The 26104-nt window shown below is 37.0% G+C and carries 18 protein-coding genes and 2 tRNA genes; 11 read left to right on the forward strand and 9 right to left on the reverse strand.

Annotated features, from left to right (window positions below; all coding sequences use genetic code 11):
- Window positions 1–13: 13 nt before the first annotated feature.
- Both murA and K322_RS0100710 read left to right on the forward strand, forming a co-directional pair.
- On the forward strand, window positions 14–1318 hold the full coding sequence (gene murA / locus K322_RS0100705) for a UDP-N-acetylglucosamine 1-carboxyvinyltransferase (protein WP_026625128.1): 1305 nt from the start codon (window positions 14–16) through the stop codon (window positions 1316–1318).
- A 28-nt stretch (window positions 1319–1346) separates the two neighbouring features.
- On the forward strand, window positions 1347–2504 hold the full coding sequence (locus K322_RS0100710; RefSeq protein WP_026625129.1) for an iron-containing alcohol dehydrogenase: 1158 nt from the start codon (window positions 1347–1349) through the stop codon (window positions 2502–2504).
- A gap of 145 nt (window positions 2505–2649) precedes the next feature.
- Here the strand turns inward: K322_RS0100710 and scpA are convergent, their stop codons facing one another.
- The 3 genes from scpA to K322_RS0100730 all read right to left on the reverse strand — a co-directional run bounded on the left by scpA (window position 2650) and on the right by K322_RS0100730 (window position 8122).
- Window positions 2650–4797 carry a methylmalonyl-CoA mutase gene (scpA, locus tag K322_RS0100715; protein ID WP_026625130.1) on the reverse strand — a complete coding sequence of 716 codons (2148 nt, stop codon included), beginning with the start codon at window positions 4795–4797 and terminating at the stop codon, window positions 2650–2652.
- A 51-nt stretch (window positions 4798–4848) separates the two neighbouring features.
- Complete coding sequence (gene mutA, locus K322_RS0100720; protein WP_026625131.1) at window positions 4849–6711, reverse strand: methylmalonyl-CoA mutase small subunit; 1863 nt, start codon at window positions 6709–6711, stop codon at window positions 4849–4851.
- Window positions 6712–7201: 490 nt separating this feature from the next.
- Window positions 7202–8122 (reverse strand): glycosyltransferase family 2 protein, encoded by a 921-nt coding sequence (locus tag K322_RS0100730; RefSeq protein WP_035330984.1) that lies wholly within the window; start codon window positions 8120–8122, stop codon window positions 7202–7204.
- A 289-nt stretch (window positions 8123–8411) separates the two neighbouring features.
- Between K322_RS0100730 and K322_RS0100735 the strand changes: the two genes are divergently transcribed.
- The 7 genes from K322_RS0100735 (at window position 8412) to K322_RS0100765 (ending at window position 17843) form a co-directional block, all read left to right on the forward strand.
- Entirely contained in the window at window positions 8412–11072 is a 2661-nt protein-coding gene (locus tag K322_RS0100735) for a DNA gyrase/topoisomerase IV subunit A (RefSeq protein ID WP_246037284.1), read from the forward strand.
- 95 nt (window positions 11073–11167) lie between these two features.
- Window positions 11168–12016 carry a DUF3316 domain-containing protein gene (locus K322_RS0100740; RefSeq protein ID WP_026625134.1) on the forward strand — a complete coding sequence of 283 codons (849 nt, stop codon included), beginning with the start codon at window positions 11168–11170 and terminating at the stop codon, window positions 12014–12016.
- Between the two features lie 132 nt (window positions 12017–12148).
- On the forward strand, window positions 12149–13810 hold the full coding sequence (locus K322_RS0100745; RefSeq protein WP_035330986.1) for a hypothetical protein: 1662 nt from the start codon (window positions 12149–12151) through the stop codon (window positions 13808–13810).
- A 15-nt stretch (window positions 13811–13825) separates the two neighbouring features.
- Window positions 13826–14116, forward strand: a complete 291-nt coding sequence (locus K322_RS0100750) for a putative quinol monooxygenase (RefSeq protein ID WP_026625136.1) — start codon at window positions 13826–13828, stop codon at window positions 14114–14116.
- A 98-nt stretch (window positions 14117–14214) separates the two neighbouring features.
- Window positions 14215–15528 carry a hemolysin family protein gene (locus K322_RS0100755; RefSeq protein ID WP_026625137.1) on the forward strand — a complete coding sequence of 438 codons (1314 nt, stop codon included), beginning with the start codon at window positions 14215–14217 and terminating at the stop codon, window positions 15526–15528.
- 18 nt (window positions 15529–15546) lie between these two features.
- Complete coding sequence (tgt, locus tag K322_RS0100760; RefSeq protein ID WP_026625138.1) at window positions 15547–16677, forward strand: tRNA guanosine(34) transglycosylase Tgt; 1131 nt, start codon at window positions 15547–15549, stop codon at window positions 16675–16677.
- Between the two features lie 89 nt (window positions 16678–16766).
- Window positions 16767–17843 carry an LptF/LptG family permease gene (locus K322_RS0100765; RefSeq protein WP_026625139.1) on the forward strand — a complete coding sequence of 359 codons (1077 nt, stop codon included), beginning with the start codon at window positions 16767–16769 and terminating at the stop codon, window positions 17841–17843.
- Between the two features lie 69 nt (window positions 17844–17912).
- Here K322_RS0100765 and araJ read toward each other — a convergent pair whose 3' ends face one another.
- Complete coding sequence (gene araJ / locus K322_RS0100770) at window positions 17913–19064, reverse strand: MFS transporter AraJ (protein ID WP_026625140.1); 1152 nt, start codon at window positions 19062–19064, stop codon at window positions 17913–17915.
- A gap of 418 nt (window positions 19065–19482) precedes the next feature.
- Between araJ and K322_RS0100780 the strand changes: the two genes are divergently transcribed.
- Window positions 19483–20463 (forward strand): 3-oxoacyl-ACP synthase III family protein, encoded by a 981-nt coding sequence (locus K322_RS0100780; RefSeq protein ID WP_026625141.1) that lies wholly within the window; start codon window positions 19483–19485, stop codon window positions 20461–20463.
- A 199-nt stretch (window positions 20464–20662) separates the two neighbouring features.
- Here K322_RS0100780 and K322_RS0100785 read toward each other — a convergent pair.
- Together K322_RS0100785 and K322_RS0100790 are read right to left on the reverse strand one after the other, a co-directional pair.
- Window positions 20663–20746: transfer RNA gene (locus tag K322_RS0100785), tRNA-Leu, on the reverse strand.
- Window positions 20747–20787: 41 nt separating this feature from the next.
- Window positions 20788–20860 (reverse strand) — tRNA-Gly (locus tag K322_RS0100790).
- A gap of 90 nt (window positions 20861–20950) precedes the next feature.
- On the opposite strand from K322_RS0100790, the gene dprA reads away from it, so the two are divergent.
- Window positions 20951–22069, forward strand: a complete 1119-nt coding sequence (gene dprA, locus K322_RS0100795; protein ID WP_026625142.1) for a DNA-processing protein DprA — start codon at window positions 20951–20953, stop codon at window positions 22067–22069.
- Window positions 22070–22117: 48 nt separating this feature from the next.
- On the opposite strand, the gene K322_RS0100800 is transcribed toward dprA, so the two are convergent.
- The 3 genes from K322_RS0100800 to K322_RS0100810 form a co-directional block, all read right to left on the reverse strand.
- Window positions 22118–23764 (reverse strand): diphosphate--fructose-6-phosphate 1-phosphotransferase, encoded by a 1647-nt coding sequence (locus K322_RS0100800; RefSeq protein ID WP_026625143.1) that lies wholly within the window; start codon window positions 23762–23764, stop codon window positions 22118–22120.
- A gap of 448 nt (window positions 23765–24212) precedes the next feature.
- Window positions 24213–25073 carry a M48 family metallopeptidase gene (locus tag K322_RS0100805; RefSeq protein ID WP_026625144.1) on the reverse strand — a complete coding sequence of 287 codons (861 nt, stop codon included), beginning with the start codon at window positions 25071–25073 and terminating at the stop codon, window positions 24213–24215.
- A gap of 241 nt (window positions 25074–25314) precedes the next feature.
- Complete coding sequence (locus K322_RS0100810) at window positions 25315–26103, reverse strand: metal ABC transporter ATP-binding protein (RefSeq protein ID WP_026625145.1); 789 nt, start codon at window positions 26101–26103, stop codon at window positions 25315–25317.
- Window position 26104: the final 1 nt, after the last annotated feature.

Below are 26104 nucleotides of genomic sequence, written 5' to 3' on the forward strand. Positions count from 1 at the left end.
CAATTAAAGATACATGGCATCATTTATTATAGAAGGCGGTTGCCGCCTGAAAGGTGAAATAACTCCTCAGGGAGCAAAAAACGAAGCATTACAGGTTATTTGTGCAGTTCTATTAACCCCTGAAGAGGTTATTATAGAGAATATACCCGATATTCTGGATGTCAATAATCTTATTTCTCTTCTTGGAGATATGGGAGTGAAGACCAGTCGCCTGAATGAAAATACCTGGTCGTTTAGGGCTGACGAGGTAGATTTGACTTATCTTGAGAGTCCCGAATTTTTGAAGAAAAGTGCTTCATTGAGAGGTTCCGTAATGATTATCGGTCCTTTAGTAGCTCGTTTCGGCAAAGCATTGCTTCCTAAACCGGGAGGTGATAAAATTGGACGCCGTCGTCTAGATACACATTTTATCGGTATTCAGAAGTTAGGTGCAAACTTTGATTATGATAACGAACAGCAATTATATTCTATCACAGCCGAGAAGCTTACCGGAACTTACATGCTTTTGGATGAAGCTTCGGTAACAGGTACTGCTAATATTATAATGACTGCGGTTTTGGCCGAGGGTGAAACTACTATATATAATGCTGCTTGCGAACCTTATTTACAGCAATTATGCAAGATGCTGAATAAGATGGGGGCTAAAATATCCGGAGTAGCATCTAATCTGATACGTATTGAAGGTGTCAAAGAACTGGGCGGAACAACCCACCGTATTTTACCGGATATGATCGAGATCGGAAGTTTTATCGGGATGGCAGCAATGACCGGTTCTGAGTTGACAATCAAAGATGTATTTTATGATGATTTGGGTATTATACCGGATACATTCCGTCGTTTGGGCATTACACTCGAACGTCAGGGAGATGATATTCACATTCCGGAGCATAAAGAATATACAATTGATACATTTATAGATGGTTCCATATTAACTATCGCTGATGCTCCATGGCCGGGGTTGACTCCCGACCTTATAAGTGTATTATTGGTTGTGGCAACACAGGCAAAAGGTAGTGTATTGATCCATCAGAAGATGTTTGAAAGTCGCTTGTTCTTTGTTGATAAACTGATAGATATGGGTGCTCAGATAATACTTTGCGACCCGCACCGTGCAACAGTTATTGGTACAGGACGCCGTTCTATGCGCGCTACAGTCATGACGTCACCTGATATCCGCGCCGGTATTGCTTTGCTTATCGCTGCAATGTGCGCAGATGGAAAGAGTGTGATACATAATATAGACCAGATAGACAGAGGATATCAGAATATTGATGTCCGTCTGAATCAATTGGGTGCTAATATATTAAGAATGAACTAATCATTAAAAGAAGAAAGGGATACACATAATGGAAAATTTTAGTTTTGTTAATCCTGTAAAAATTATATTTGGTAAGGATACCATAAAGTCTTTATCGAAGGAGATTCCTGCCGGAAGTAAAGTTCTTATAACTTATGGAGGGGGAAGTATTAAGCATAACGGAGTTTATGATCAGGTCATAAAAGCTTTATCAGCTTTTGATTTTTATGAGTTTTCAGGAATTGAGGCTAATCCTCATTACGAGACTTGTATGAAAGCCGTGGAGTTGATCAAAGAGAAAAACATTGATTATGTACTTGCTGTAGGAGGTGGTTCGGTAATTGATGCTACTAAATTTATTGTTGCAGCCGCTTGTTTTAAAGGTGATGATCCATGGGATATCCTGAGTAAGCAAGCGCGTATCGAAAGAGCATTGCCTTTTGGTACAGTATTGACTATATCGGCTACAGGGTCGGAAATGAATAGTGGAGCTGTTATAACCAAAGCTGAAACTCATGATAAGTTGGCTTTCGGCTCATCTAAGTTATATCCTAAATTTTCAATTCTTGATCCGGAGGTAACTTATTCATTGCCATTGAAGCAAGTAAGTAATGGGGTAGTGGATGCATTTGTGCATGTGATAGAACAATATGTTACGTATCCTTCACAGGCAATGATTCAGGATAAGTTTGCGGAAGCCGTTTTAGTGACTTTGATAACCGAAGGTCCGAAGGCGTTGGAAACTCCTCGTGATTATGATGTTCGTGCCAATCTGATGTGGGCATCTACTTGGGCTTTGAATGGATGGATCGGTTGTGGTGTTCCCGAAGATTGGGCAACACACCGTATTGGTCATGAGCTCACAGCCTTGTATGGACTAGATCATGCTCAGACTTTAGCCATTGTTCTCCCTGGTGTATTGAGTGTCTTGAAAGATCAGAAAGCAGATAAGATACTTCAATTAGGAGAGATGGTTTTCGGCATCTATAATAATATGTCGAAAGACGAACGTATTGATGAAACTATTAGAGCTATAATTCATTTCTTCGAAGAAATGCAGCTTAAGACCCGTTTATCGGATTATGGATTGGGACAGGAGGCTGTAGATGCCGTTTCGAACCGAATCAAGGAGAGAGGTTGGAAACTTGGTGAAAAGGAAAATATAACAGCAGATGTTGTGAAAGAGATTCTGACTTTGAGAATGTAGTATCAACTAATGAGCAGAGAGAAGGTAAAAACACTTAAGGTTGTTTCAGTGATATTAAATTGAGGTGCTAGTCTTCTTTTGGATAAACAAAAAAAATCGCTTCTCTTTCGGGAAGCGATTTTTTATTGTTGATTATCAGCTGATCTTACTCTGCTAATAATATCTTCATGATTTCAACAGCAGCTTTGGTTACAGGAGAACCTGGTCCAAAGATCGCTGCCACACCTGATTTGTACAAGAAGTCATAATCCTGTGCTGGAATAACACCTCCGGCAATTACAATAATGTCCTCACGTCCTAGTTTTTTGAGTTCAGCAATAACTTGAGGTACAAGAGTTTTGTGACCAGCAGCCAGAGAGGATACTCCAAGAACATTAACGTCATTTTCTACAGCTTGACGGGCAGCTTCTTCCGGAGTTTGGAACAATGGCCCCATATCCACATCGAATCCACAGTCAGCATAACCTGTTGCAACTACTTTTGCTCCACGGTCGTGTCCGTCCTGACCCATTTTAGCAATCATGATACGAGGTTGACGACCTTCTTTCTTAGCAAATTCTTCAACAAGTCTACAAGCTTCCTGGAATGTAGGGTCTTTTTTAGTTTCTGATGAATACACGCCTGAAATAGTTCTGATTATAGCTTTATAACGTCCTACTACAACTTCGCAAGCATCGGATATTTCACCCAGAGTGGCACGTAAACGAGCTGCTTCTACTGCAAGTTCAAGTAGGTTACCTTTTTTAGTTTTTACGCATTCAGTGATTGCTTCCAATGCTTTCTTAACAGCAGCATTGTCACGCTTAGATTTCAGATCATTCAATCTTTCGATTTGTTGACGGCGCACTTCAGTGTTGTCAACATCAAGAATATCAATAGGATCTTCTTTTTCGAGACGGTATTTATTAACACCGATGATTGTTTGATTTCCAGAGTCGATCTTAGCTTGAGTACGAGCAGCAGCTTCTTCTATACGCATTTTAGGAATACCGGTTTCAATAGCCTTAGCCATTCCTCCTAATTTTTGTATCTCTTGGATAAGCTCCCATGCTTTATGTACAAGTTCATTGGTCAGAGACTCTACATAATAAGAACCAGCCCATGGGTCGATTTCTTTACAGATCTGAGTTTCTTCCTGTATATATATCTGAGTATTACGTGCAATACGAGCAGAGAAGTCTGTTGGTAATGCAATAGCTTCATCCAAAGCATTGGTGTGAAGAGATTGTGTATGACCAAGAGCTGCAGCCATCGCTTCGATACAAGTACGGCCGACATTATTGAACGGATCTTGTTCGGTCAATGACCAACCCGAAGTTTGAGAGTGAGTACGTAATGCCAGAGACTTTGGATTTTTAGCACCAAAGCTCTTAACTATTTTAGCCCACAATAAACGACCTGCACGCATTTTGGCGATTTCCATGAAGTGGTTCATCCCAATAGCCCAGAAGAATGATAGACGAGGAGCAAATGCATCAACATCAATACCTGCGTCGATACCAGCTTTCAGGTACTCCATACCGTCAGCTAAAGTATAAGCCAACTCAATATCAGCAGTAGCACCAGCTTCTTGCATGTGGTAACCGGAGATAGAAATAGAGTTGAATTTAGGCATCTTCTGAGATGTATATTCGAAGATATCAGCGATAATCTTCATAGAGAATTCCGGTGGGTAAATGTATGTATTACGCACCATAAATTCTTTAAGGATATCATTCTGGATTGTACCCGCCATTTCTTCCAATTTAGCACCTTGTTCAAGTCCTGCATTGATATAGAAAGCAAGAATAGGAAGTACAGCTCCGTTCATTGTCATAGATACAGACATCTTATTCAATGGAATACCATCAAAAAGAACTTTCATATCTTCAACCGAACAGATAGATACACCGGCTTTACCTACGTCACCAACAACACGAGGGTGGTCGGCATCGTATCCACGGTGTGTAGCAAGGTCAAATGCTACAGAAAGACCTTTCTGTCCTGAAGCAAGGTTACGGCGGTAGAATGCATTTGATTCGGCTGCTGTAGAAAATCCTGCATACTGACGGATTGTCCATGGACGCATGGCATACATACCTGAATATGGTCCGCGTAGGAATGGAGGAATACCGGAAGCATAGTTCAGATGTTCCATTCCTTCCAGATCGTCTTTTGTATAAACAGGTTTAACAGGTATCAATTCCGGTGTGATCCAGTTTGCTTCGATACCATTTTGAGCAGACCATTCGGCAGCATTTACTGCCTCAAATCCTGCGTTTTTTATATCTATATTTTTGAAATTTGGTTTCATTATTATTCTTTTTTGTATAAAACAAAGTCAATACTTAAAAAGGCTCGACCTTTAATTGATACCTAGTTTAGCATTAAAACCTTTCAATGTTTCAAGAACGTTGCTCTTCACATTGATGAAGTTTTCAATACCAACAGCTTTAAGATCATCTGTAGAAGCAGGAGCACCGGCAACAACAAATATCTCTTTTCCGCCTTTTACCAGTTCATAAGCTTCGGGAGCCAGAGTTGTGTATTCATCATCGCTTGAACAAATAACAATAATATCGGCGTTCTTTTCACGAGCAGCTTTTATTCCGTCTGCAACAGTTTCGAAACCAAGGTTGTCTATAACTTTATATCCTGCACAGGCAAGGAAGTTGCAAGAGAACTGAGAACGAGCCAAACGCATTGCCAAATTACCTATAGTCAACATGAATGCGACAGGTGTTTTTCCCGATTTTTCGGTAGATAAGCGCAGGTTTTCGAATTCAGTAGCCAGACGTGTTGCAGGTAGTGCAAGTAAATCTCCGTCTTTGTGAGAACATCCGCATCCGCACGCATTGTCTTTTTTGATTTTGTTAGCTGCAACTTCTGTAAAGTTAGGGAATTGGTTAGTACCAAGAAGAACCTCGCGGCGTGTAGCTAATGCTTTGAAACGAGCATCAGAAGATGCTTTGATTGCATTTTGTACAGTTCCGGCTTTAAGAGCTGCGTAAAATCCGTTTTCGTCAATTTCAAGGAAAAGCTTCCAAGCTTCTTCTGCGATAGATGAAGTTAGGTTTTCGATATAATATGAACCTGCTGAAGGGTCGGTGATTTTATCGAAGTGACATTCTTCTTTCAATAATAGCTGTTGATTACGAGCTATTCTTTCAGAGAAATTGTCTGAATCTTTGAAGCTTTCATCAAAAGGAAGTACAGTTAAAGAGTTTACTCCGGCTATAGATGCAGACATTGCTTCTGTTTGCGAACGAAGTAAATTTACATGAGCATCAAATGTTGTCATGTTGTATGTAGATGTTTCTGCGTGTGCATATATTTTAGCTGCACATCCGCATTCTGCATTAGGTGTGTAAGCTTTAACTATTTCAGCCCATAACCAGCGGGCAGCTCTAAATTTAGCTACTTCCATAAAGTAGTTTGAGCCGATACCGAAGTTAAATTTGATTTTTTTAGCAACAAGTGTTGCATCCAATCCTTTTTCTACCAGTTTGCTAAGTATTTCGTTCCCGTTAGCAAGAGCAAAACCAAGTTCCTGATATATGTAAGCTCCGGCATTATTAAATTTAGTAGCATTTACATTTAATACTCTGAAATTAGGAAGAGATTCAGCAGCAAGCACCACTTCAGCTGCTTTTGCAGCCCATTCGCTATTGTCCGTACCATGTTTTAGGATTGGTTTAAACGGATCATAATTTACCGAACCGTAACATTCCGATAGGTTTACATCTTTTGATTTCAGGTAATCAACAAGGATTTTAACCAGTTCCAAAGATTTTCTGTTGCAGGTACTGAAGTTTAATTCTACAGCTTCGGGGCAGATGTCATTTAGTAAGGTTTTGATATTTTCGGCATTTACATCATCACCTGCGATAATGAATCCCAAGGATGTAATACCTTTATTCAAAATATCCAATGCTTTAGCATTAGCTGCTTTGAAGTCGACTACAGTAATGTCTTGGCGAACATACCAGTCATTGTCTTTTTTAGTACCTCTTACATAAGGGAATTCTCCGGGTAGAGCATCTGTGGTTTTTAAGCCTTCGATGTTTTCACTTCTGTAAAAAGGATTTACTTTAAATCCCTCGTTTGTTTTCCAAACAAGTTTCTTTTCGAAATCAGCGCCTTTTAGATCAGCTGTGATTTTTGCCATCCACTCTTCAGTAGAGATAGCAGGAAAATCTGTAAAAAGCTTTTCTTTTAGATTTGCCATGGTCTATTAAATAATGTTTTAGTATATTGGTTTATCATATTGACTATGAATATATTCTGATCTATATTTTCTATCAGGAAATAGATTTTTTCTTACTATATCTGAAACTGACATACTTATATCACCAAAAAGCATTACAAAAATAGCTTTTTTGTTTGGGATATACAGCCAAAATACAATTTAATTAACACTCCTGGTTTTTATTTTTATTTTAGCACAAGCTGTCCATCCGTCTGTTTATTTGCAAAAGGTAACAAATCAGTGGTCAGTTAACAGTTATCTAAAATCAGTTCGAAGTTACCATTGTTCATTTTTAATTATCCATTTTCTCAAAAGGTAACAAAAGTTACTCCAAAATTGCATTTTTTTATTGGTTACCTTTTTCCTGCTTTATATTATAAAAGGTCTGCGATCATTTCTCTATAGATAAATTTTTCAATTACTGATACTCTTCCCATAAAGCACTTTTCCTGATAGTGAAACTTCTGATTCATGTTTTGTCGGATCTGTAGTCCGAAAATCTTTTATAAGTATTCATTATGATCATTTCTTTGGCTTTCCAATATTCTGTTTTTTTGTTGTTTTTTCTAAAGCTAAAGTAAATAATAGCTATATTTAATTTCAGCTTATATATACTGTGCAGCGTTTGGAGTTGGAATATACCTTTCGTTTTGTGAAAAAATAAATATTTGCTATACCAATGTTCACTATACGACCACTTGTTTAATTCCTCGCTTTTGTTTTCCGCCGAACCACCCTGTAAATGGATGATTTCAGCATTAGGAACTGAAACTATTTTATAGCCCGTTTTACGGACTCTGTAACATAATTCAACTTCTTCGAAGTACATGAAAAAATCAGGATCGAATCCTTTAAGGTCATCAAATATATCTTTTCGTATTAGTAAATCCGCTCCGACTATCACTTTTACTTCTTTGGGAATTTTAGAATAATTAAATCCCGGTGTACGCTTTATGTTGAATATAATTTTATATTCATAAGTAAGAAAATCGGTATTGTATAATGAGGATGCCGGATTCATGTCTTTTCTATACATGTTACCTCCACAAATTCCAGTTTTTGGATGTGATTCCATGTAGTCGGCTAGAATACCTACAGCATTATTTAATAACAAGGTATCGGGGTTGAGAAAAAACAGGTATTTACCTGATGCCAGGGTTGCACCGAGATTATTCGCTTTACCGAATCCAAGATTTTCTCCCGCAAAATGAAATATTACGGTTGGATATTTTTTTATCAGATTATTTATAGAGCCATTGGTCGAATTATTGTCTATTACAATAGTTTCGAACCGGATGCCTGATGTTTTCTCGTAGATCGAAGAAAGGCAGTCGTCTAATAATTTTTCTGTATTATAATTGACAATGATAATGCTTACCAAATTTTCCATTTAAGCAACAGCAAGTATTTAATGATATATTATACATATAATAAAGATGCCTGAGATGTATATCAACTCATTTACTAGTCAGCTTATAAACTCGTTTACTGATCTTCTTTACTTGTCAAAATTAGTAAATATTCGGATATAAACTCTTTTTGAAATCCGCTCAAAAAAGTTATCTTTGGATAATTTTAAGAATTTGTAAGGTCTATTTATACCAAAAGCGTATATGTTTCCAGAAGATATAATTGACGATGTGAATAATGAGGAAGAGAATCGTTCTTCCGAAAATGAAATGAATGAGGAAGAAGGAACTGAGTCTTCTGTTCATTCAGAATATAAGGTTCCTGTTAAAGACTCGGAAAATCAGCTCCATTTGTCGGGGATGTATCAGAATTGGTTTCTCGACTATGCTTCGTATGTAATACTGGAGCGTGCTGTTCCTCATATTGCCGATGGTCTGAAGCCTGTACAGCGTCGTATTTTGCACTCGATGAAACGAATGGATGACGGACGTTATAATAAGGTGGCTAACATTATCGGACATACCATGCAGTTTCACCCTCACGGGGATGCGTCCATTGGTGATGCCTTAGTACAGCTGGGACAGAAAGATATGATGGTCGATTGTCAGGGTAACTGGGGTAATATTCTTACCGGTGACGGTGCTGCTGCTCCCCGTTATATTGAAGCACGATTGTCTAAATTTGCTGTAGAGGTAGCCTTCAATCATAAAACAACCGAATGGAAACCTTCTTACGACGGGCGTAATAAGGAGCCTATAACATTACCCATCAAGTTTCCTTTGCTTTTGGCACAAGGAGTTGAAGGTATTGCCGTAGGTTTATCATCAAAGATATTGCCCCATAATTTTAATGAATTGTGCGATGCTTCTGTTGCATACTTGCAAGGCGAAGAATTTACTCTTTATCCCGATTTTCAGACAGGCGGATTTATTGATGTAAGCCGTTATAATGACGGAGAAAGAGGTGGGGCTGTTAAGGTTCGTGCAAAAATATCTAAGCTGGATAATAAAACGCTGGTAATTACTGATATTCCTTACGGACGTACAACTTCTTCATTAGTAGAGTCTATACTCAAAGCCAATGATAAAGGTAAGATCAAGATACGTAAAGTTGATGATATTACGGCCGGTAATGTAGAAATACAGATACATCTGGCAGCAGGAGTTTCTTCCGATAAGACAATTGATGCATTGTATGCGTTTACTGACTGCGAGATAAGTATTTCGCCTAACTGCTGTGTTATTGAAGATAGCAAACCTCACTTCCTGACTGTAAGTAATATTCTGAAACGTTCGACAGACAATACATTATATTTGTTGAAATGGGAGCTTGAGATTCATAAAAGCGAGCTGGAAGAAAATTTGCATTTCTCTTCATTAGAAAAAATATTTATCGAAGAGCGCATATATAAAGATAAGCAATTTGAGGAAGCACCTAATATGGATGCTGCTGTACAACATATCGGAAAACGACTTGAGCCATTTACTAAACTCTTTATTAGGGAAGTAACCAATGAGGATATTCTGAAATTGATGGAGATCAAGATGGGGCGTATTCTCAAGTTTAATTCGGACAAAGCAGAAGAACTTATTGCCCGTTATAAAGCCGAAATTGAAGAGATAGAGCATGATCTGGCAAACATTGTAGATTATACAGTTTCGTGGTTTGTAATGTTGAAAGAGAAATATGGAAAAGCTCATCCGAGAATGACCGAAATACGTAATTTCGATACCATTGTGGCTACTAAAGTGGTAGAAGCAAATGAAAAGTTATATATAAATCGAGAAGAAGGTTTTATCGGAACGTCTCTTAAAAAGGACGAATATATATGTAACTGTTCTGATATAGATGATATTATTCTTTTCTATAAAGATGGTAAATATAAGATCGTAAAAGTAAGCGATAAGATGTTTATTGGGAAAAATATATTGTATGTCAATGTATTTAAAAAGAATGATAAGCGTACTATATATAATGTTGTATATCGTAGCGGAAAGGTAGGACCTTATTATATGAAGCGTTTTGCTGTAACCGGTGTCACTCGAGATAAAGAGTATGACGTGACTATGGGCGACGAAGGTTCTAAGATTGTTTATTTCAGTGCTAATCCTAATGGCGAAGCTGAAACAATCCGTGTATTACTGAAACCTCGTCCTCGTCAAAAAGTGCAGTTATTTGAAAAAGACCTGAGCGAAATAGCGATCAAGGGGCGTCAGTCTATGGGTAATATGCTCACAAAAGCAGAAGTTCATAAGATTACCCTTCGTCAGAAAGGTAAATCTACTTTAGGTGGTCGAAAAGTATGGTATGATCCGGATGTATTGCGTTTGAATTATGATAACAGAGGGCAGTATCTGGGCGAATTCCATAGTGATGATCAAATTCTGGTTGTAAAAGAAAACGGCGATTTTAATACAACAAACTTTGATTTAAGTAACCACTTCGAGCCGGGTATCATCAAAATCGAAAAATTTGATGAGCATAAGATTTGGACAGCTGTATTATTCGATGCCGATCAGGAATATATGTATCTGAAACGCTTTACTTTTGAGACTAGTAATAGGGTTCAGAATTTTTTAGGAGAGAATTCCAAATCTAAATTGTATATTCTTACCGATATTGTGTATCCAAGAATCGAATTAGCATTCGGTGGAAATGATTCATTCCGGGGGACTCAAGAAATAGATGCAGAAGAGTTTATAGCGGTTAAGAGCTTTAAAGCGAAAGGAAAGCGTCTGTCTACATTTGAAATTGGAGTTGTAAGAGAACTTGAGCCTATTCGATTTCCTGAGAAAAAAGAAGAATCGGAAGATGGAGATGAAGATCAAGATGGTTCTGTAAAGATCGAAATAGATGACGATGATTCTTCTGCTTCGGATACTGATATTATTGATGATATGACAGGACAGCAACAGATTGATTTTGAGTAAGATTCTCGTTCTGTTTTGATATTCCGATTGTAATATGGTAAAATGGCATAAATAGGAAATGAGATATTAATCTTTAGAATAAACACCTTTGTACTATGGGCACATATAGGTTAATAATTGTATTACTGAGTTTAATTTGTATTACGAATTTCAATACTGTATGTGCACAAGATGAAGATTCGCTGCGTTATTATTCAACCAACAAAGCGACATCGTTTGCCATTGGACGAGCTAATATGTATGATACATATTTATCGCCATTAAAATACAAGGGGACTTCCTTTCGGTTGATGGATGAGCGTATGAAACGGACATCGTGGTTTAACCATCGTTTTACACGTCAGCAAATCATTGATCTCGAAGTGACCAGTACCGAAAATCCGGCAGGCAATGCCCGCGAATATTCTATAATAGGACAGTATAGCTGGGGAGGACATTATAATTTATACAGGACAGAAAAATTTCGTTTATCCGTAGGAGCATTGTGGAATATAACCGGAGGAGTGATATACAATCAGCGAAATTCGAACAATCCGGCATCGGCAAAAGCTCATTCTAACATCAATTTATCTTTGATAGGTTTCTATAATTGGAAAAATATTACTTTCAGAGGACAATTAGATACTCCTTTATTTGGAATTTTATTTTCGCCGCATTATGGGCAGTCATATTACGAGATATCTTTAGGGAATAGTGTAGGTGTTGTCAATTTTGCATCAATACATAATCAAAGGGCTTTGCGAGGTTTTTTTACGGCAGATATCCCAATTTCGAAAATATCATTGAGGATAGGTTATTTGGGGTCTTTTTATCAAACAAAAGTCCATGATATAACCTCACATATTTATTCGAATAGCTTTGTTATCGGCTTTGTTTCCGAATCAATAAATCTGAGCGGCAGTAAGATCAAGACAAACAAAATAATCAACAGCAGTTATTATTAGAACTGTGATGAATAAAATAAGTAGTTAATTAATTTAATGGAGAGACTATCTTCCAGTAAGAGCTTTTTAGGGATTCAGAATTTTATTATAGCTGGAATAATACGGAATTCATTATACCAATTTTGTCTTTTTATGGTCATTTTGGTTATCCTCTCAGTAGGAATGATTTACTGGTATTTTCCGGATACCGGAATTGTGACCTCCGGCGGCAGTGATTTACAATTTCATGCTAATCGTTTTTATGCGATTGTACAGGCTATAGATTATAATACATTTCCTTTTTATATCAATACCGAAGCCTTAAATCATTACGGATATGCTGCTAATTTATTTTATCCCGATTTAATGCTTATTCCTTTTGCTTTATTGGCTCCGTCAATAGGTTTCGCGACAGCCTATAAGCTTATGATTTTTGTTTATACCCTTTTGTGTGGCATTTTCTCTTTTTGGAGTTTAAGCAGGATAACAAAAGACAACCTGATTGCCTGTTTGTTCTCCTTATTATACACTTTTGCTTTGTACCGCATAATTGATATTTCGTATCGGGGAGCATTAGGCGAATTTATCTCTTTCACGTTTGTGCCACTTGTCTTTTGGGGACTGTATGAGATTTTATATGGAGATTTCAAGCAGAGGTGGTATATTATCTCGATAGGCTTTATTTGTTTGATATATACCCATTTATTATCTGCTTTATTGATATTTATAACAGTCTGTATAGGGCTTGTAATTTGTTATAAATCAATAAAAGAGAATCCTTATAGGTTATTATATCTTGTTTTGGCTGGAGCGGTTTCAGCGATTGTATCTTCAGCCTTCTTACTTCCAATGTTCGAGCAATTAAACGACAATTCATTTTATTTTCAAACACACCCTTTGGCTGAAGCTATAGGACCTCAATCTGTAGAATTGAAACGAGTGCTTTGGGGGGTATTTAATGGTTTGACTGATAATAGACTGCGTATAGAAACTATTGGGATAATATTAATAATTCCTTTGTTTTTTCGTTTGGCGATCATTGGTAATCATCGTTATCTTCGTGTTGCAGATAGCTGTACGTTTGTTTCTTTCATATTGATATTTGCTTTGTCTGATATTTTTCCGTGGTATATATTTCCGTTTAATAAGCTGGCTATCTTACAATTTCCATTTCGATTATTGCAGCCTGCCAGTTTTCTGCTAGCCTTTTCAGGAGCGGTTTACCTATCTATTATAAGCCGGCAAACTAATCGTAGGATAATAATTGTTGCATGTCTTATTATTATAATTGGGTATAGTATACGTCTAACAGGAGGAGTTTATCAAGGGTATATAAAGTATACTGTGAATAATACAGTAACCCATAATCTGGATCAACTGGAGATAGTTGGTGCTGAATATTTATCAAGCAAAGTGCCTTCTGTTCCGACGGAAGATATACGTTATCGAATAGATTATGTTGTTAATCGTAAAGATTCAGTAAAAGCAGAAAGGAATACTATAATAAAAAATATATCAAGGGAAAAAGATAAATTGAGATTGGAAACAGAACAATCTGAACCCGGTAATCTTGTATTACCTTTGCTTTATTACAAAGGATATAGAGCAGTTTTTGATAATAGTAAAGAATTAACTGTATCTCAATCCGAAGATGGTTTGATTGAAATAGAAAGCCCCGCGTCTTCTCAAATAATAGTTTGGTACGATGGTACATTAGCACAGCGTGTCGGTTTAAGTGTGTCTTTGGTGTCATTATTGGCACTGTTATTATATATTGTTTACATTGAAAGACAATCAAATAAATTAAAAAAATAACAAAAAAATAAAACGATGAAAGAGTTGAAAATTGTAGCTACTATTATTCTGAAACCTAAATACAAAGACGAAGTATTAAAAGCTTTACACAATGTGGTAGACGCTACCCGAAAAGAAGAAGGGAATGTGTCGTATGACTTGCATCAGAGTACTTCCGAAAGTTTATCTTATACTATATTAGAGGTTTGGAAATCAGAAGAAGCAATAGCTATACACAATGCCAGCACTCATTTCGATGAATTTAAGAAAGCAATCGATGGTAAAATTTCCGATCTCCAAATAGCAATTATAAAACAGGTGTACTAAGTATATTGTTACAAGATCTAACATAAAATATAATAATTTGATTCGTTGCAAATGGACATTTGTATGTATCTTTGCACCATCATCATTTTAATAGATATATGATATCTAATATTCTTATAACTTTTCTATTCGTTTTTCTGAATGGCTTCTTTGTTGCAGCCGAATTTGCAATAGTAAAAGTGAGAGGTTCGCAACTCGAACTAAAAGCACAGGAAGGGAATCGTTTTGCAATTCTTTCCAAGCGTATTGTAAGCCATCTTGACGCATATCTAGCAGCCACTCAGTTAGGAATTACTTTATCCAGTCTTGCATTGGGATGGATTGGGGAGCCTGTTGTTTCTAAGATGATTATAAGTTTGATGGAGCTCGTGAATGTAAATGTAAGCCCAGAATTGGCGCATAGTATTGCACTGCCTGTTGCATTCCTTATTATCACAGTACTGCATATTGTGTTTGGTGAATTGGCTCCAAAGTCTCTGGCAATACAAAGTCCAGAGAAAACTACGTTGTTTATATCTTATCCGTTACAGGCATTCTATTGGATTTGTCGCCCGTTTATCTGGCTGCTTAATGGATTAGCGAACTTGATACTTCGTATGTGTGGACTGCACACTGTGTCTGAAGCTGAAACATACAGCAGTGATGAGTTAAGGTATTTGGTGGATCAGGTAAGGGAGAGCGGAAATTTTGAAGATACTAACTATGATATAATAAAAAATGCGTTTGATTTTTCGGAGCGTACTGCCCGTCAGGTAATGGTTCCCCGTACGCAGGTTTTAGCCATAGATGTAAACGATTATGATGAAAAAACTCTCGAAACTGTTATTGAAGACGGATTTTCCCGCATACCATGTTATGAGGATAATATCGATAATATTATAGGTATCGTTCACCTAAAGGATATTCTGAAAAAAATGCGTCAGAATGATCATGTTGATATTCGTTCGATAGTTCGTCCTGTATCGTTTGTTCCAGAGAGTAAACGCATCGGAATTATACTGAAAGAATTTCAGGTGAAACATCAGCAGATAGCTATGGTGTTGAATGAATACGGTGGTATAGAAGGTATTATAACGATGGAAGATATTCTAGAAGAACTTGTCGGAGAAATTCAGGACGAGTATGACAATGAGATTCCATTTGTTGAACAAACATCAGGTAATACCTACTCCGTGATTGCTACAGCTGCCATTTCGGATATAAACGATCAACTTCCCCATACTATAGACAAAGCCAAGCAATATGATACATTGGCCGGGTATTTGATCGATAAATTCGGTCGTATTCCTAATACCCATGATAAACTTGAAGCTGAAGGGTATGAGTTTTCAGTGTTGAAAAAAAATAAAACATCTATTGTTTTGGTGCAATTGAGAGATCTGGAAGAAATCTCTGAAATTGCAGATAATTGATTTCCGCTAATAATTTAAATGAAATTCGAATTACAATATAACGATTCACAATCTAATGCGAGAGCTGGATTGATTACTACAGATCACGGTCAGATCGAAACTCCTATATTTATGCCGGTTGGGACTCAGGGAGCAGTAAAAGCTGTGCACATGCCCGAATTGGTAAATGATATTCAGGCACAGATTATTCTCGGTAATACATATCATTTGTATTTGCGTCCGGGGCTTGATATATTGAAACAAGCAGGAGGATTACATAAATTCAATAGCTGGGATAAACCTATTTTAACAGATAGCGGTGGTTTTCAGGTATTCTCATTGGCTCATAACCGAAAGTTGACGGAGGATGGGGCTATTTTCCGATCTCATATCGATGGATCTAAGCATATATTTAGCCCTGAGCGTGTGATGGATATCGAACGGACAATTGGGGCGGATATAATGATGGCCTTTGATGAGTGTACACCCGGAGATGCTGAATACTCTTATGCGAAGAAATCGCTTGATCTCACCGAACGCTGGCTTGATCGCTGCATAGCGCGTTTCAACGAAACAGAATGCGAGTATGGATACAAACAGGCATTATTTCCCATCGTTCAAGGATGTGTTTATCCGGATTTAAGAAAGCGTGCAGCCGAAAATGTAGCATCTAAAGGAGCCCAAGGTAATGCTATAGGTGGATTGGCTGTAGGTGAACCAACGGAGAAGATGTATGAAATGATAGAGGTTGTAAATGAAATATTGCCTAAAGACAAGCCTCGCTATCTGATGGGAGTTGGTACTCCTGCAAATATACTTGAGGCAATTGAGCGTGGAGTAGATATGTTCGATTGCATTATGCCTACCCGTAATGGACGTAATGGACAGTTGTTTACAAAATATGGCATATTGAATATGCGTAATAAGAAATGGGCAACTGATTTTTCACCGATTGATCCCGAAGGAACTTCTTTTGTCGATACTTTATATTCTAAAGCCTATTTGCGCCATTTATTTATTGTTAACGAAATTCTTGCACTACAAATAGCGTCAATACATAACTTAGCATTTTATTTGTGGCTGGTAAAAGAAGCGCGTAAACATATAATAGCGGGAGATTACTACCTGTGGAAGCGTTCTATAATAGATGATGTTACACGACGATTATAATAAGGGCAAGGTCTTTTATTAACATTCGGAGCATAACAGAAACAGGCGAAATATATTATTAAATATTTTAGATTACTTAAATAGCCTAAATGCTTAGTATACTAGATAAATATATAATACGGAAATTTTTGGGAACTTATGTGTTCTCCATTCTGTTGATAATTTCCATAGCGGTAGTTTTTGATATAAATGAGCAATTGGATAAATTTCTGAAAAATGATGCGCCACTTAAGGCTATTATTTTTGCCTATTATATGAATTTTATTCCTTATTATGTTAACTTGTTTAGTCCTCTGTTCGTTTTTATATCTGTAATCTTTTTTACCTCCAAGCTGGCCGATAATTCAGAGATTATATCGATGTTGGCAGCCGGAATGAGTTTTAAACGGTTGATGAAACCCTATATGATTTCTGCTGCTATTATAGCATTGGCTAGTTTTCTACTTACCGGTTTTATCATACCGCCTGCAAATGTGGTCAGGATAAAATTCCAGAATAAGTATATTAAGAATAAGGCTGTTACTTATGCGGAGAATATACAGGTACAGATTGAACCCGGAGTCATTGCCTTTTTTAAAAGATACGATGACAGAGATAAGATGGGATCTTCTTTTTCTTTGGATAAATTTGAAAATAAAGAGTTGGTTTCTCGCTTGACTGCACGGACTATTCAATATGATTCAGCTTATCATTGGACTGTTAATGAGTATTCGATTCGTGAATTTCAGGGAATGAAAGAGCATATATCTTCGGGATCTAAATTGGATACTACTTTGACTATTGTGCCAAGTGATTTCCTTATATCGAGCAACGATTTTGAGCAGATGACTACTCCCCAATTACACAAACATATTTCCCGGCAAAAGGATAGGGGGATCGGTAATATTCAATCATTCGAGATTGAGTACCACAAACGTTTTGCATCTATTGCTTCGGCTTTTATCTTGACTCTGATAGGTGCCGCCCTGTCATCACGTAAAGTCAAAGGCGGAATGGGGTTAAACATTGGTATTGGATTATTACTTAGTGTATCGTATATCTTATTTATGACCGTAAGTTCAACCTTTGCTGTTTCAGGATTAGTAAGTCCGCTTATTGCAGCTTGGATTCCTAATGTAATTTTTATCGGAATAGCTGCATTCCTTTATAGGAAAGCCCCCAACTAATGCTGATTTAAAATAAAAAAACGGAGGAGCATAAGATATTATGCTCCTCCGTTTTTTATATCAGAAATTTTAAGCTTTAGCTTTCGATATCTTGGTATAATAAAGAAAAGTAATAAAGCCTATTGCAGCAAGAAATATCCCGGGAATAGTGGAGTATCTTTCTGAATAATTTTGTTCAATAGGAATTCCTCCAAGAAATGCACCGATTGCATTACCAAGATTGAATGCGACCTGTACACAAGCAGCTCCTAACATTTCTCCACCTTTAGAATTTTCTAACAAAAGGATTTGTTGTGGAGCCGATAATGCGAACAAACAGCCTGTTGTCAAAAACATTAAAAGGAATGAGGCCCATTGAATTTCTGCTAAAAGGAATATTGCAGCTAGTAATATCACAACTAATCCTTGTGTTGCTGTTCCTACTTTTGCTGGAGAGAATTTATCGGAGAGTCCTCCACTTATAATATTTCCTAAAACCATACCTAATCCTGCAAACATCATCACTCCTGTCATCGAAGACTCGGCAAATCCGCTGCAATTAGTCATCACAGGATTGACATAACTGTACCAGCAGAATATACCTCCATTTCCCATAATAGTGGCTATTATAATAAGCCAGGGGGCTTTATTTTTCAAGAAACGGAATTGACCTTTCAATCCGGTATCTGGAAGAGGGGCTAGTGCCGGAATCCACTTATATATAAAGTAGAAGATGATTAAGGCAATAAAAGCTATAATCGAATATGTAATCTGCCACGAGAACTGATGACTGATAAATGTCCCCATCGGTACGCCTACAAGATTGGCAAATGTCATACCGGAAACCATTCCGGCGACAGCAGATGTTTCCCGTCCCTCTTTTGCTACCTTTTGAGCAACAATTGATCCCACACCGAAATATGCTCCATGTGGAAGTCCTGATATGAACCGGAAAACTAAGTTGAGCCAGTAATTAGAAGATAACGCAAAACAAAGATTTCCTATAAAATAAATGCAGACCAGCATTAATAGGGTTTTCTTTAGAGATATATTACGGGCGAATAGAACTAAAATTGGTGCACCTACTGCTACTCCGATGGCGTATGCCGATATAAAATGACCTGCCTGTGGTATGCTGATACTTAAGTCTTTTGCTATATCCGGAAGCATACCCATCATTCCGAACTCGGACATTCCCAAACCTAATGTACCTAAGGCTAGGGCAAAAATCGATTTTCTCATTTAATTCATAAAATATGAACAAAATTACATAATTATTAGAAACGAAAGCCTGTTTCAGTAAACGAATGTAGTAAGTTTACGATTGAAATTAGGAAATTCAGTAAGATTGGTAATAATAAGAAAGCCTCCAGGTGGAGGAGGCTGATATTCTTTTAAGTGTGTAGTAAGAAATATCACCCCGGTTTCACAACTAAGATGAGTTTGTTATAAAAAGTAATAATTCAAATATATGCATCTTAAATGGAAAAACAAACTGTCTTTGTTGCTTTTTTTGATAAAGTGTATGATATCGTAAAAGGATGGCAGATATTTGTAATATTGTTGAATATAAGTCTATTTATCTAATACTGCAGAACCAGAAGGTCTTTGTTTTGTTATATTCAGTATACAAAACTACCAAATAGAAATAATTAGTAAAATGATACTTGAATCTACATTTTTTTATAATTCTTCATTGGAATTGAAGAATGATGAAACGATCAAATATTTTGAAGCGCAAAATATTCCTATCTGCAAAATTCAGGCATCGTTAGGGCGGAAAAAACGTTATATCATTGATTCTGCTAATGGGCAAAAGGAAACAGTGATATCTATGGCTGTAAAGGCTGCTAGAGGAGCTATCGAGGAGTCAACCATTGATGTGAACGATATTGATCTGGTTATATTTGTAACCAGTTTTCCTGAACAGTTGGTTCCTTGTGGTGCTTTATTTCTGCATAAAGCGATTGGATCCAATCCTTATACCCAATGTTTTGACCTTAATGCAAGTTGTATCGGTGCTTTTATAGCTTTAGATCATGCCAGTAAATATCTAAAGTTAACACGTGGTGCGAAAAAGGCACTCATAGTTAGTGCTGAACATTTTTCACGAGTCGAAGATCTTGATAATCCGGTGACAGCATTTAGTTTTACTGACTCAGCTTTTGCTATGATTATTGGAAATAGTATAAATAATGAAGGTTATATTGACAGCCGTTATTATTCCGATCCTTCATTTAGTCAAACGATTCGTTTCCCTGAACATGGATTCAGTAAAACCGAATCGGCAACTCCCAAGCTTTATTGGGATCGGTTTGATGGGAGGGGGAGTGTCAATTTTATGAGAAATGAACTTTTGGGTTTTCTTGAAGAAAATGGACTGTCTTTTAGTGACATCTCTCTGTTTTTATTCTCTCAATTTTCTTATCATAATATACGGTTGATACAAGAGCATTTTGAAATTCCAGATGACAAAATACCTTTGGTTTGTTTTGATATTGGTTATACAGGAGCCTCAAGTCCTTTTCTTGCATTACATGAGTATTTACGAAAAGGAGGAGAGTTGAATACAGGAGATTATTTGCTAATTTGGACATTGGGGGCCGGTTATCAGGCTGGAATGATGATTTGGCGTTTTTAGCAATCTTGTCTTTAAATGGTATAAATAATACAATATGGGAATAAAAAAGGTTGTCATCACGACAACCATCTTCATAACCTTAAATCTAATACCATGAAAAATATGTTACAAAGATAAATTATTGAAAACACTGGAAAATACCATTAAATAGGTATTTCTCTAAAATAACCAAAGGCTTTCAATATCTTGAAAGCCTTTGTACACACGAGGGGATTTGAACCCCTACGCCCTTGCGAGCACTACCCCCTCAAAGTAGCATGTCTACCAATTCCACCACGTGTGCAGGTGTATTTAGAAAAAAAAATGTGACCATTGCCACATTTGAGCGAAAGACGGGATTCGAACCCGCGACCCCGACCTTGGCAAGGTCGTGCTCTACCAACTGAGCTACTTTCGCGATTACGGGTGCAAATATAAAGTCATTTTTTATTATACACAAATTTTTATCCAAAAGATTTCAATATCTTTGATGATATAAATACGAGCAATGAACAACAACACAACAAAGCTATTCTTTCAGATAGCACTTACTCAAATAAACGGAGTTGGTGATGTATTAGCCCGCAATTTGTTAGATGAAATCGGAGATGAAGAGCGCATATTTAAGTCTTCTAGAAAAGAGTTAATGTCAATTCCCAATTTTTCCACACATTTAGCGAATGAAATCTTAAATCCGGAGGTATTGCGAAAAGCAGAGAAAGAACTCGACTTTATAACAAAGAATAATATCCGAACATTCTTTTATAAAGATCAGAATTATCCATATAGATTGAAAGAATGCATAGATGCACCTATTTTATTCTATTACAAAGGGAATACAAATCTGGATAATACTAAAGTGATCAGTATTGTTGGAACCCGTAAATCAAATGGTTATGGCAATGATTTCTGTGATCGGTTTCTCGAAGATATAGCGTCTTCTTTTCCTGATGCATTAATTGTTAGTGGACTGGCTTATGGAATAGATATTCAGAGTCATAAATCTGCAATCAGGGTTGGACTTCCTACTGTTGGTGTTTTGGCACATGGTTTAGATCGTATTTATCCGTCAGTTCATCGTCAGATTGCAATAAATATGTTAGACAATGGAGGACTGCTTACCGAGTTTGTGAGTATGACAGAACCTGACAAGTATAACTTTGTCAAACGAAACCGGATTGTTGCAGGATTAGCTGATGCTACTGTTGTTGTACAATCTGATATGAAAGGAGGGTCGCTTATTACAGCTGATTTAGCGTGCTCTTATGACAGAGATGTCTTCGCTCTTCCCGGGCGGATTACTGATAAAGAATCAGGAGGGTGTAATATGCTGATTGAACAGAATAAAGCGGTTATGCTACTGTCTGCCGAACAGTTTATCCAATATATGCAATGGGATGTTAAGAATAAAGTTCAACCTCGTCAACAAGAGTTATTCCTTAATTTATCTCCTGATCAGCAGGCGGTTTACGACTTGTTGCTTGAGAATGATTCTTTGCACATCAATGCCTTATCAATGCAAAGCAATATGCCTCTGACTTCTTTACTTCCATTATTGTTGATGATGGAGATGAAGGATATAATACGTACCTTACCTGGAAATAATTATGAACTGGTATATAAATAATAGAACACCGAAGATTGAAGAACCTTCGGCGTTTCTATGAAGTATATTTTATTTACCTAGCTCTAATTTTAGAGTTATCGTTGGTTGATCACATACTTCTGTTGGTCCAAAATATTGAATTGGTCCCGGATATACATATTCAGTACCCACAGCCCATTTCTCGCGGTTTGCAGCGAAAAATTTAAAAGGAGCACCATCTAATTTAACTAATGCTTTTTGGATAACCGGTTTCATCTCTCCATGACGGCGTTCCATATTCATCATCATTGTTACAGGTACACCTCCGGCAATCCACTGATCAGCGGGAGCTGTTGTATTGCGTACAGATGACATATATCCAGTTTTACCTGCAGCAATAATAGCAGAAGCTGTATATCCCAAAGAATAACAATAATCGGCATCATAATTAGAAGGAGCAGCACAACGTCCTTCATATCCGAAGAAGTGAACCTGAGAAGCGAATTTACCTGAATATTTTCCGGCTTTTTTCCATTCTGCAAGTTTGTTTCCAACCATTTCAGCCAATAGCTTTTCTGTTTCGATCAAAGAAACCTGAACATTGCCATGAGGGTCACGATCTAAAGTCAACTGACGGGCAACACCTTCCGGTAAGCTTTCGTATATAGCAGCATTGACTGCAGATAGGTTTTTGATAATATATTGACGTTTTTCGTCTTTTGCAACAGCGTTGAATTCATCCTGATGATGAGCTAGGAAGTCATTCAATTCTGCAATAAGAGCCTTCATAGCAGGGATAAATTCAATAAGGCCTTCTGGGATAAGAACTGTACCGAAGTTATTTCCATTAGCAGCACGGTTTGCAACAGCTGTAGCTATTTCAGTTACAATATCATCCAAAGATTGGTTTTTAGCTTCTACTTCTTCTGAAATAATGCAGAAGTTTGGTTGGGTCTGAAGCGCACATTCTAAAGCGATATGAGAAGCTGAACGACCCATTAGTTTGATGAAGTGCCAGTATTTACGGGCAGAGTTACAGTCTCTTTCGATGTTTCCAATAACTTCCGAATAAACTTTACATGCAGTATCGAACCCGAAAGAAGTTTCGATCATTTCGTTTTTCAAGTCTCCATCGATTGTTTTAGGACACCCAACGACTTGTACTCCCGCATTAATAGCTGCATAATATTCAGCTAGTACACAAGCGTTTGTATTAGAGTCATCACCTCCGATAATAACAAGAGCTTTGATGTCTAATTTTTTTAATATTTCAAGGCCTTTGTCAAATTGTTCTTTAGTTTCAAGTTTGGTACGACCCGATCCAATAATATCAAAACCACCTGTGTTACGGTATTCATCAATAATTTCAGAGGTTAACTCCTGATATTTATGATCTACCAATCCTCCCGGTCCCATTAGGAATCCGTATACTTTGCTATCTTTATTTAGACTTTTAATTCCATCAAAAATACCAGCGATAACATTGTGTCCACCTGGAGCCTGTCCTCCAGATAGAATAACACCAACATTCATAGCTGGAAAATTAGCTTTTTCAGCTGATTCAACGAATTTTAGAATAGGCATTCCATAGGTGTTAGGAAAAAGTTTTTTTACTTCATCCTGATCTGCAACAGATTGTGTTGCAGCACCTTCTTCTACTCTCACTGAACCATACAATGCTTTAGGCATTTTAGGCTTATAAGCAGCTCTGGCTACTTGTAATGCGCTTTTTGTCATTTGATTACTTGTTTGATTATTTTAATTAATTATCTGATGATGTTGCTATTTAGGGAATCTTTATATAGACTCATGCTTTACAAATTTCGTTATTTTTTTTGAATAATAAAAAGGTTACAAACTAAATAGCGAACAATTATTATTGAATACAGCCTGCTTTTCTCTTACTGTTAAATATATTGTGATTCTTGGATTGTCAATGTTTGATATTATAAAAGGTAGCAAAGTATACACAAAATTTGTAACTTTTCCGATGTCTATTTTTTTGATTATAGACCTTCTTATATAAACTCCATTTTCAATAGAATGAAAAAGGTAACAAAGGTTACGTAGATATTCCATTTTCAGGTCGCTTCCCTTAATTATCCTGTTTTACTTATAGATAAAAGAACAAAAAAACTTCCGGTTATACATAAACCGGAAGTTTTTTTAGAGTGAAGCCAGAGTATTAGAATTTCCATTGTTCGGATGTTTTTGCATTCGAATTTGATGTATTCTTCGTAGTTCCACCTTTATAATATTGCATTGCTTCAGGCAATTCTTCTTTTATTTTTTTGATTCGCGTTTCGTCTGATGGGTGGGTGCTCTGAAATTCGGCAACACTTTGACCTCCGGTTTTTTGAGACATTCTTACCCAAAAGCTTTCAGCTAACTGAGGATTATACCCTGCCATTGCCATAAAGATTAGCCCAAGCTTATCTGCTTCTAATTCCTGTTTGCGGGAGTAGGGGAGCATTACTCCATACTGAGCGCCAAGCCCGTATACCGAAGATGCTACAGTCTGCACAGTAGATGATGCCCCGCCCAAGGCCACACCTAGAGCTGCATTACCGTATTGTGCAGCTACTTGTTGGCTCATTCGCTCATTCGCATGTTTTGCAACAGCATGTGCCACTTCATGCCCGAGTACAACAGCCAATCCGGTTTCGTCTTGAGTAACAGGCAAGATGCCTTCATAGACAACTATTTTACCCCCCGGCAAACAAAAGGCGTTGACATCAGCACTTTTTACCAGGTTGAATTCCCAAGAATAGCTTGATATAAGACTTTCCATACCATTGGCTTTCATGTAGGTTTCAACGGCGTTTGCTATGTTTCTACCTACTTTTTGTACAAGAGCTGTATTAGCTTTATCCGTAGACTTAGGTGCGGTCTTTATAAATTCATTGTATTGTTGTAGACTAAGTGTCAACACTTCCTGATCGGATACAAGCAGCATTTGTTTACGTCCGGTGACAGGAACACTACCGCATGAGGATAACAATATAGCGGTCGTTAGTAAAGTTAGTAGTGAATAGTAGTATTTCATATTAAATAACTATATGTTTCTAATAAATTTTGCATTTGCTCTCGCTGCTTGAAATGTTGACTTTGCAAGAATAACAGCAAGAGCAGGTTATCGCTTTTAAATCTGTCATTAAATACTTTCAGTTACTTGATACATAATCGTAAGTAAACAAAAAAAAATTTCCTTAACTTCGGTATTATAAGTTCTTAAGACTTGAACACTTATTGAATAAAAAAAGTTTAATGGTTATCTCCCTCAATGTTTATTCTTCATCTGTGTTACAACACTTACAGCCTTCGTGTTTTTCAAGTACGCGATGTGGAAAATCGCCATGTCCAACAATCTCTATCGGACAGGTTGTATATGTTTGCTCGAGCCAATTTGTTGAGATATTTGACCCTGCATGATAGTGTAATCCTTCGTTAACGCAAGCTATATTTTTAACCATAGAAACGACGGTACCTACATCGTGCGAAACCAGTATAATGGCTGTATTCTTGTTGATCTCCTCCAGTATTTTGTAAAAGTCTGTTTCGAATCGTTTATCGACATAAGAACTCGGCTCATCAAGTATCAATAAATCAGGGTCATCAACAATTGCTCTACCTAAAAGTGTACGTTGTAATTGTCCACCCGAAAGATTTCCGATAGGTCTCTCAAGAAAAGTACTTAACCCCATTAAATCAGCTGTTTGTCTAGCCTTGTTTCTCTGCTCTTCAGTATAATAAGAAAAAAGCTTTCTTTTTGCTGTTAATCCGGATAGAATTACATCAAAGACAGATATAGGAAAATTTCTGTCTATTTTATTAATCTGAGGTAAATATCCCAGATTAATTTTACTTTCTATATTATTCTTGTAGAATTTTACAGAACCCTCGGTTGGTTTTATTAAACCTAAAATAGTCTTGAGTAAGGTTGTTTTTCCGCCTCCATTCGGACCAATGATACCCAAAAAGTCGTTTTCATAAACAGTAAGATCTACATTTTTCAATATAGGCTTATTGGCTTCATATCCAACTGATATTTCTTTTATTTCGAGAATCTTATTCATT

The organism is Indolivaga capnocytophagoides DSM 22835, from assembly GCF_000426485.1.
Taxonomy (GTDB): Bacteria; Bacteroidota; Bacteroidia; order Bacteroidales; family Dysgonomonadaceae; genus Dysgonomonas_A; species Dysgonomonas_A capnocytophagoides.

What these genes read in the sequence shown, in the direction of transcription:
- K322_RS0100780 (WP_026625141.1), top strand. Translation starts at nt 19,483, where the DNA reads ATGATACTTGAATCTACATTTTTTTATAATTCTTCATTGGAATTGAAG.
- K322_RS0100805 (WP_026625144.1), bottom strand. Translation starts at nt 25,073, where the DNA reads ATGAAATACTACTATTCACTACTAACTTTACTAACGACCGCTATATTG.
- murA (WP_026625128.1), top strand. Translation starts at nt 14, where the DNA reads ATGGCATCATTTATTATAGAAGGCGGTTGCCGCCTGAAAGGTGAAATA.
- scpA (WP_026625130.1), bottom strand. Translation starts at nt 4,797, where the DNA reads ATGAAACCAAATTTCAAAAATATAGATATAAAAAACGCAGGATTTGAG.
- K322_RS0100765 (WP_026625139.1), top strand. Translation starts at nt 16,767, where the DNA reads ATGCTTAGTATACTAGATAAATATATAATACGGAAATTTTTGGGAACT.
- K322_RS0100755 (WP_026625137.1), top strand. Translation starts at nt 14,215, where the DNA reads ATGATATCTAATATTCTTATAACTTTTCTATTCGTTTTTCTGAATGGC.
- K322_RS0100810 (WP_026625145.1), bottom strand. Translation starts at nt 26,103, where the DNA reads ATGAATAAGATTCTCGAAATAAAAGAAATATCAGTTGGATATGAAGCC.
- dprA (WP_026625142.1), top strand. Translation starts at nt 20,951, where the DNA reads ATGAACAACAACACAACAAAGCTATTCTTTCAGATAGCACTTACTCAA.
- tgt (WP_026625138.1), top strand. Translation starts at nt 15,547, where the DNA reads ATGAAATTCGAATTACAATATAACGATTCACAATCTAATGCGAGAGCT.
- K322_RS0100800 (WP_026625143.1), bottom strand. Translation starts at nt 23,764, where the DNA reads ATGACAAAAAGCGCATTACAAGTAGCCAGAGCTGCTTATAAGCCTAAA.
- araJ (WP_026625140.1), bottom strand. Translation starts at nt 19,064, where the DNA reads ATGAGAAAATCGATTTTTGCCCTAGCCTTAGGTACATTAGGTTTGGGA.
- K322_RS0100745 (WP_035330986.1), top strand. Translation starts at nt 12,149, where the DNA reads ATGGTCATTTTGGTTATCCTCTCAGTAGGAATGATTTACTGGTATTTT.
- mutA (WP_026625131.1), bottom strand. Translation starts at nt 6,711, where the DNA reads ATGGCAAATCTAAAAGAAAAGCTTTTTACAGATTTTCCTGCTATCTCT.
- K322_RS0100740 (WP_026625134.1), top strand. Translation starts at nt 11,168, where the DNA reads ATGGGCACATATAGGTTAATAATTGTATTACTGAGTTTAATTTGTATT.
- K322_RS0100735 (WP_246037284.1), top strand. Translation starts at nt 8,412, where the DNA reads ATGAATGAGGAAGAAGGAACTGAGTCTTCTGTTCATTCAGAATATAAG.
- K322_RS0100730 (WP_035330984.1), bottom strand. Translation starts at nt 8,122, where the DNA reads ATGGAAAATTTGGTAAGCATTATCATTGTCAATTATAATACAGAAAAA.
- K322_RS0100750 (WP_026625136.1), top strand. Translation starts at nt 13,826, where the DNA reads ATGAAAGAGTTGAAAATTGTAGCTACTATTATTCTGAAACCTAAATAC.
- K322_RS0100710 (WP_026625129.1), top strand. Translation starts at nt 1,347, where the DNA reads ATGGAAAATTTTAGTTTTGTTAATCCTGTAAAAATTATATTTGGTAAG.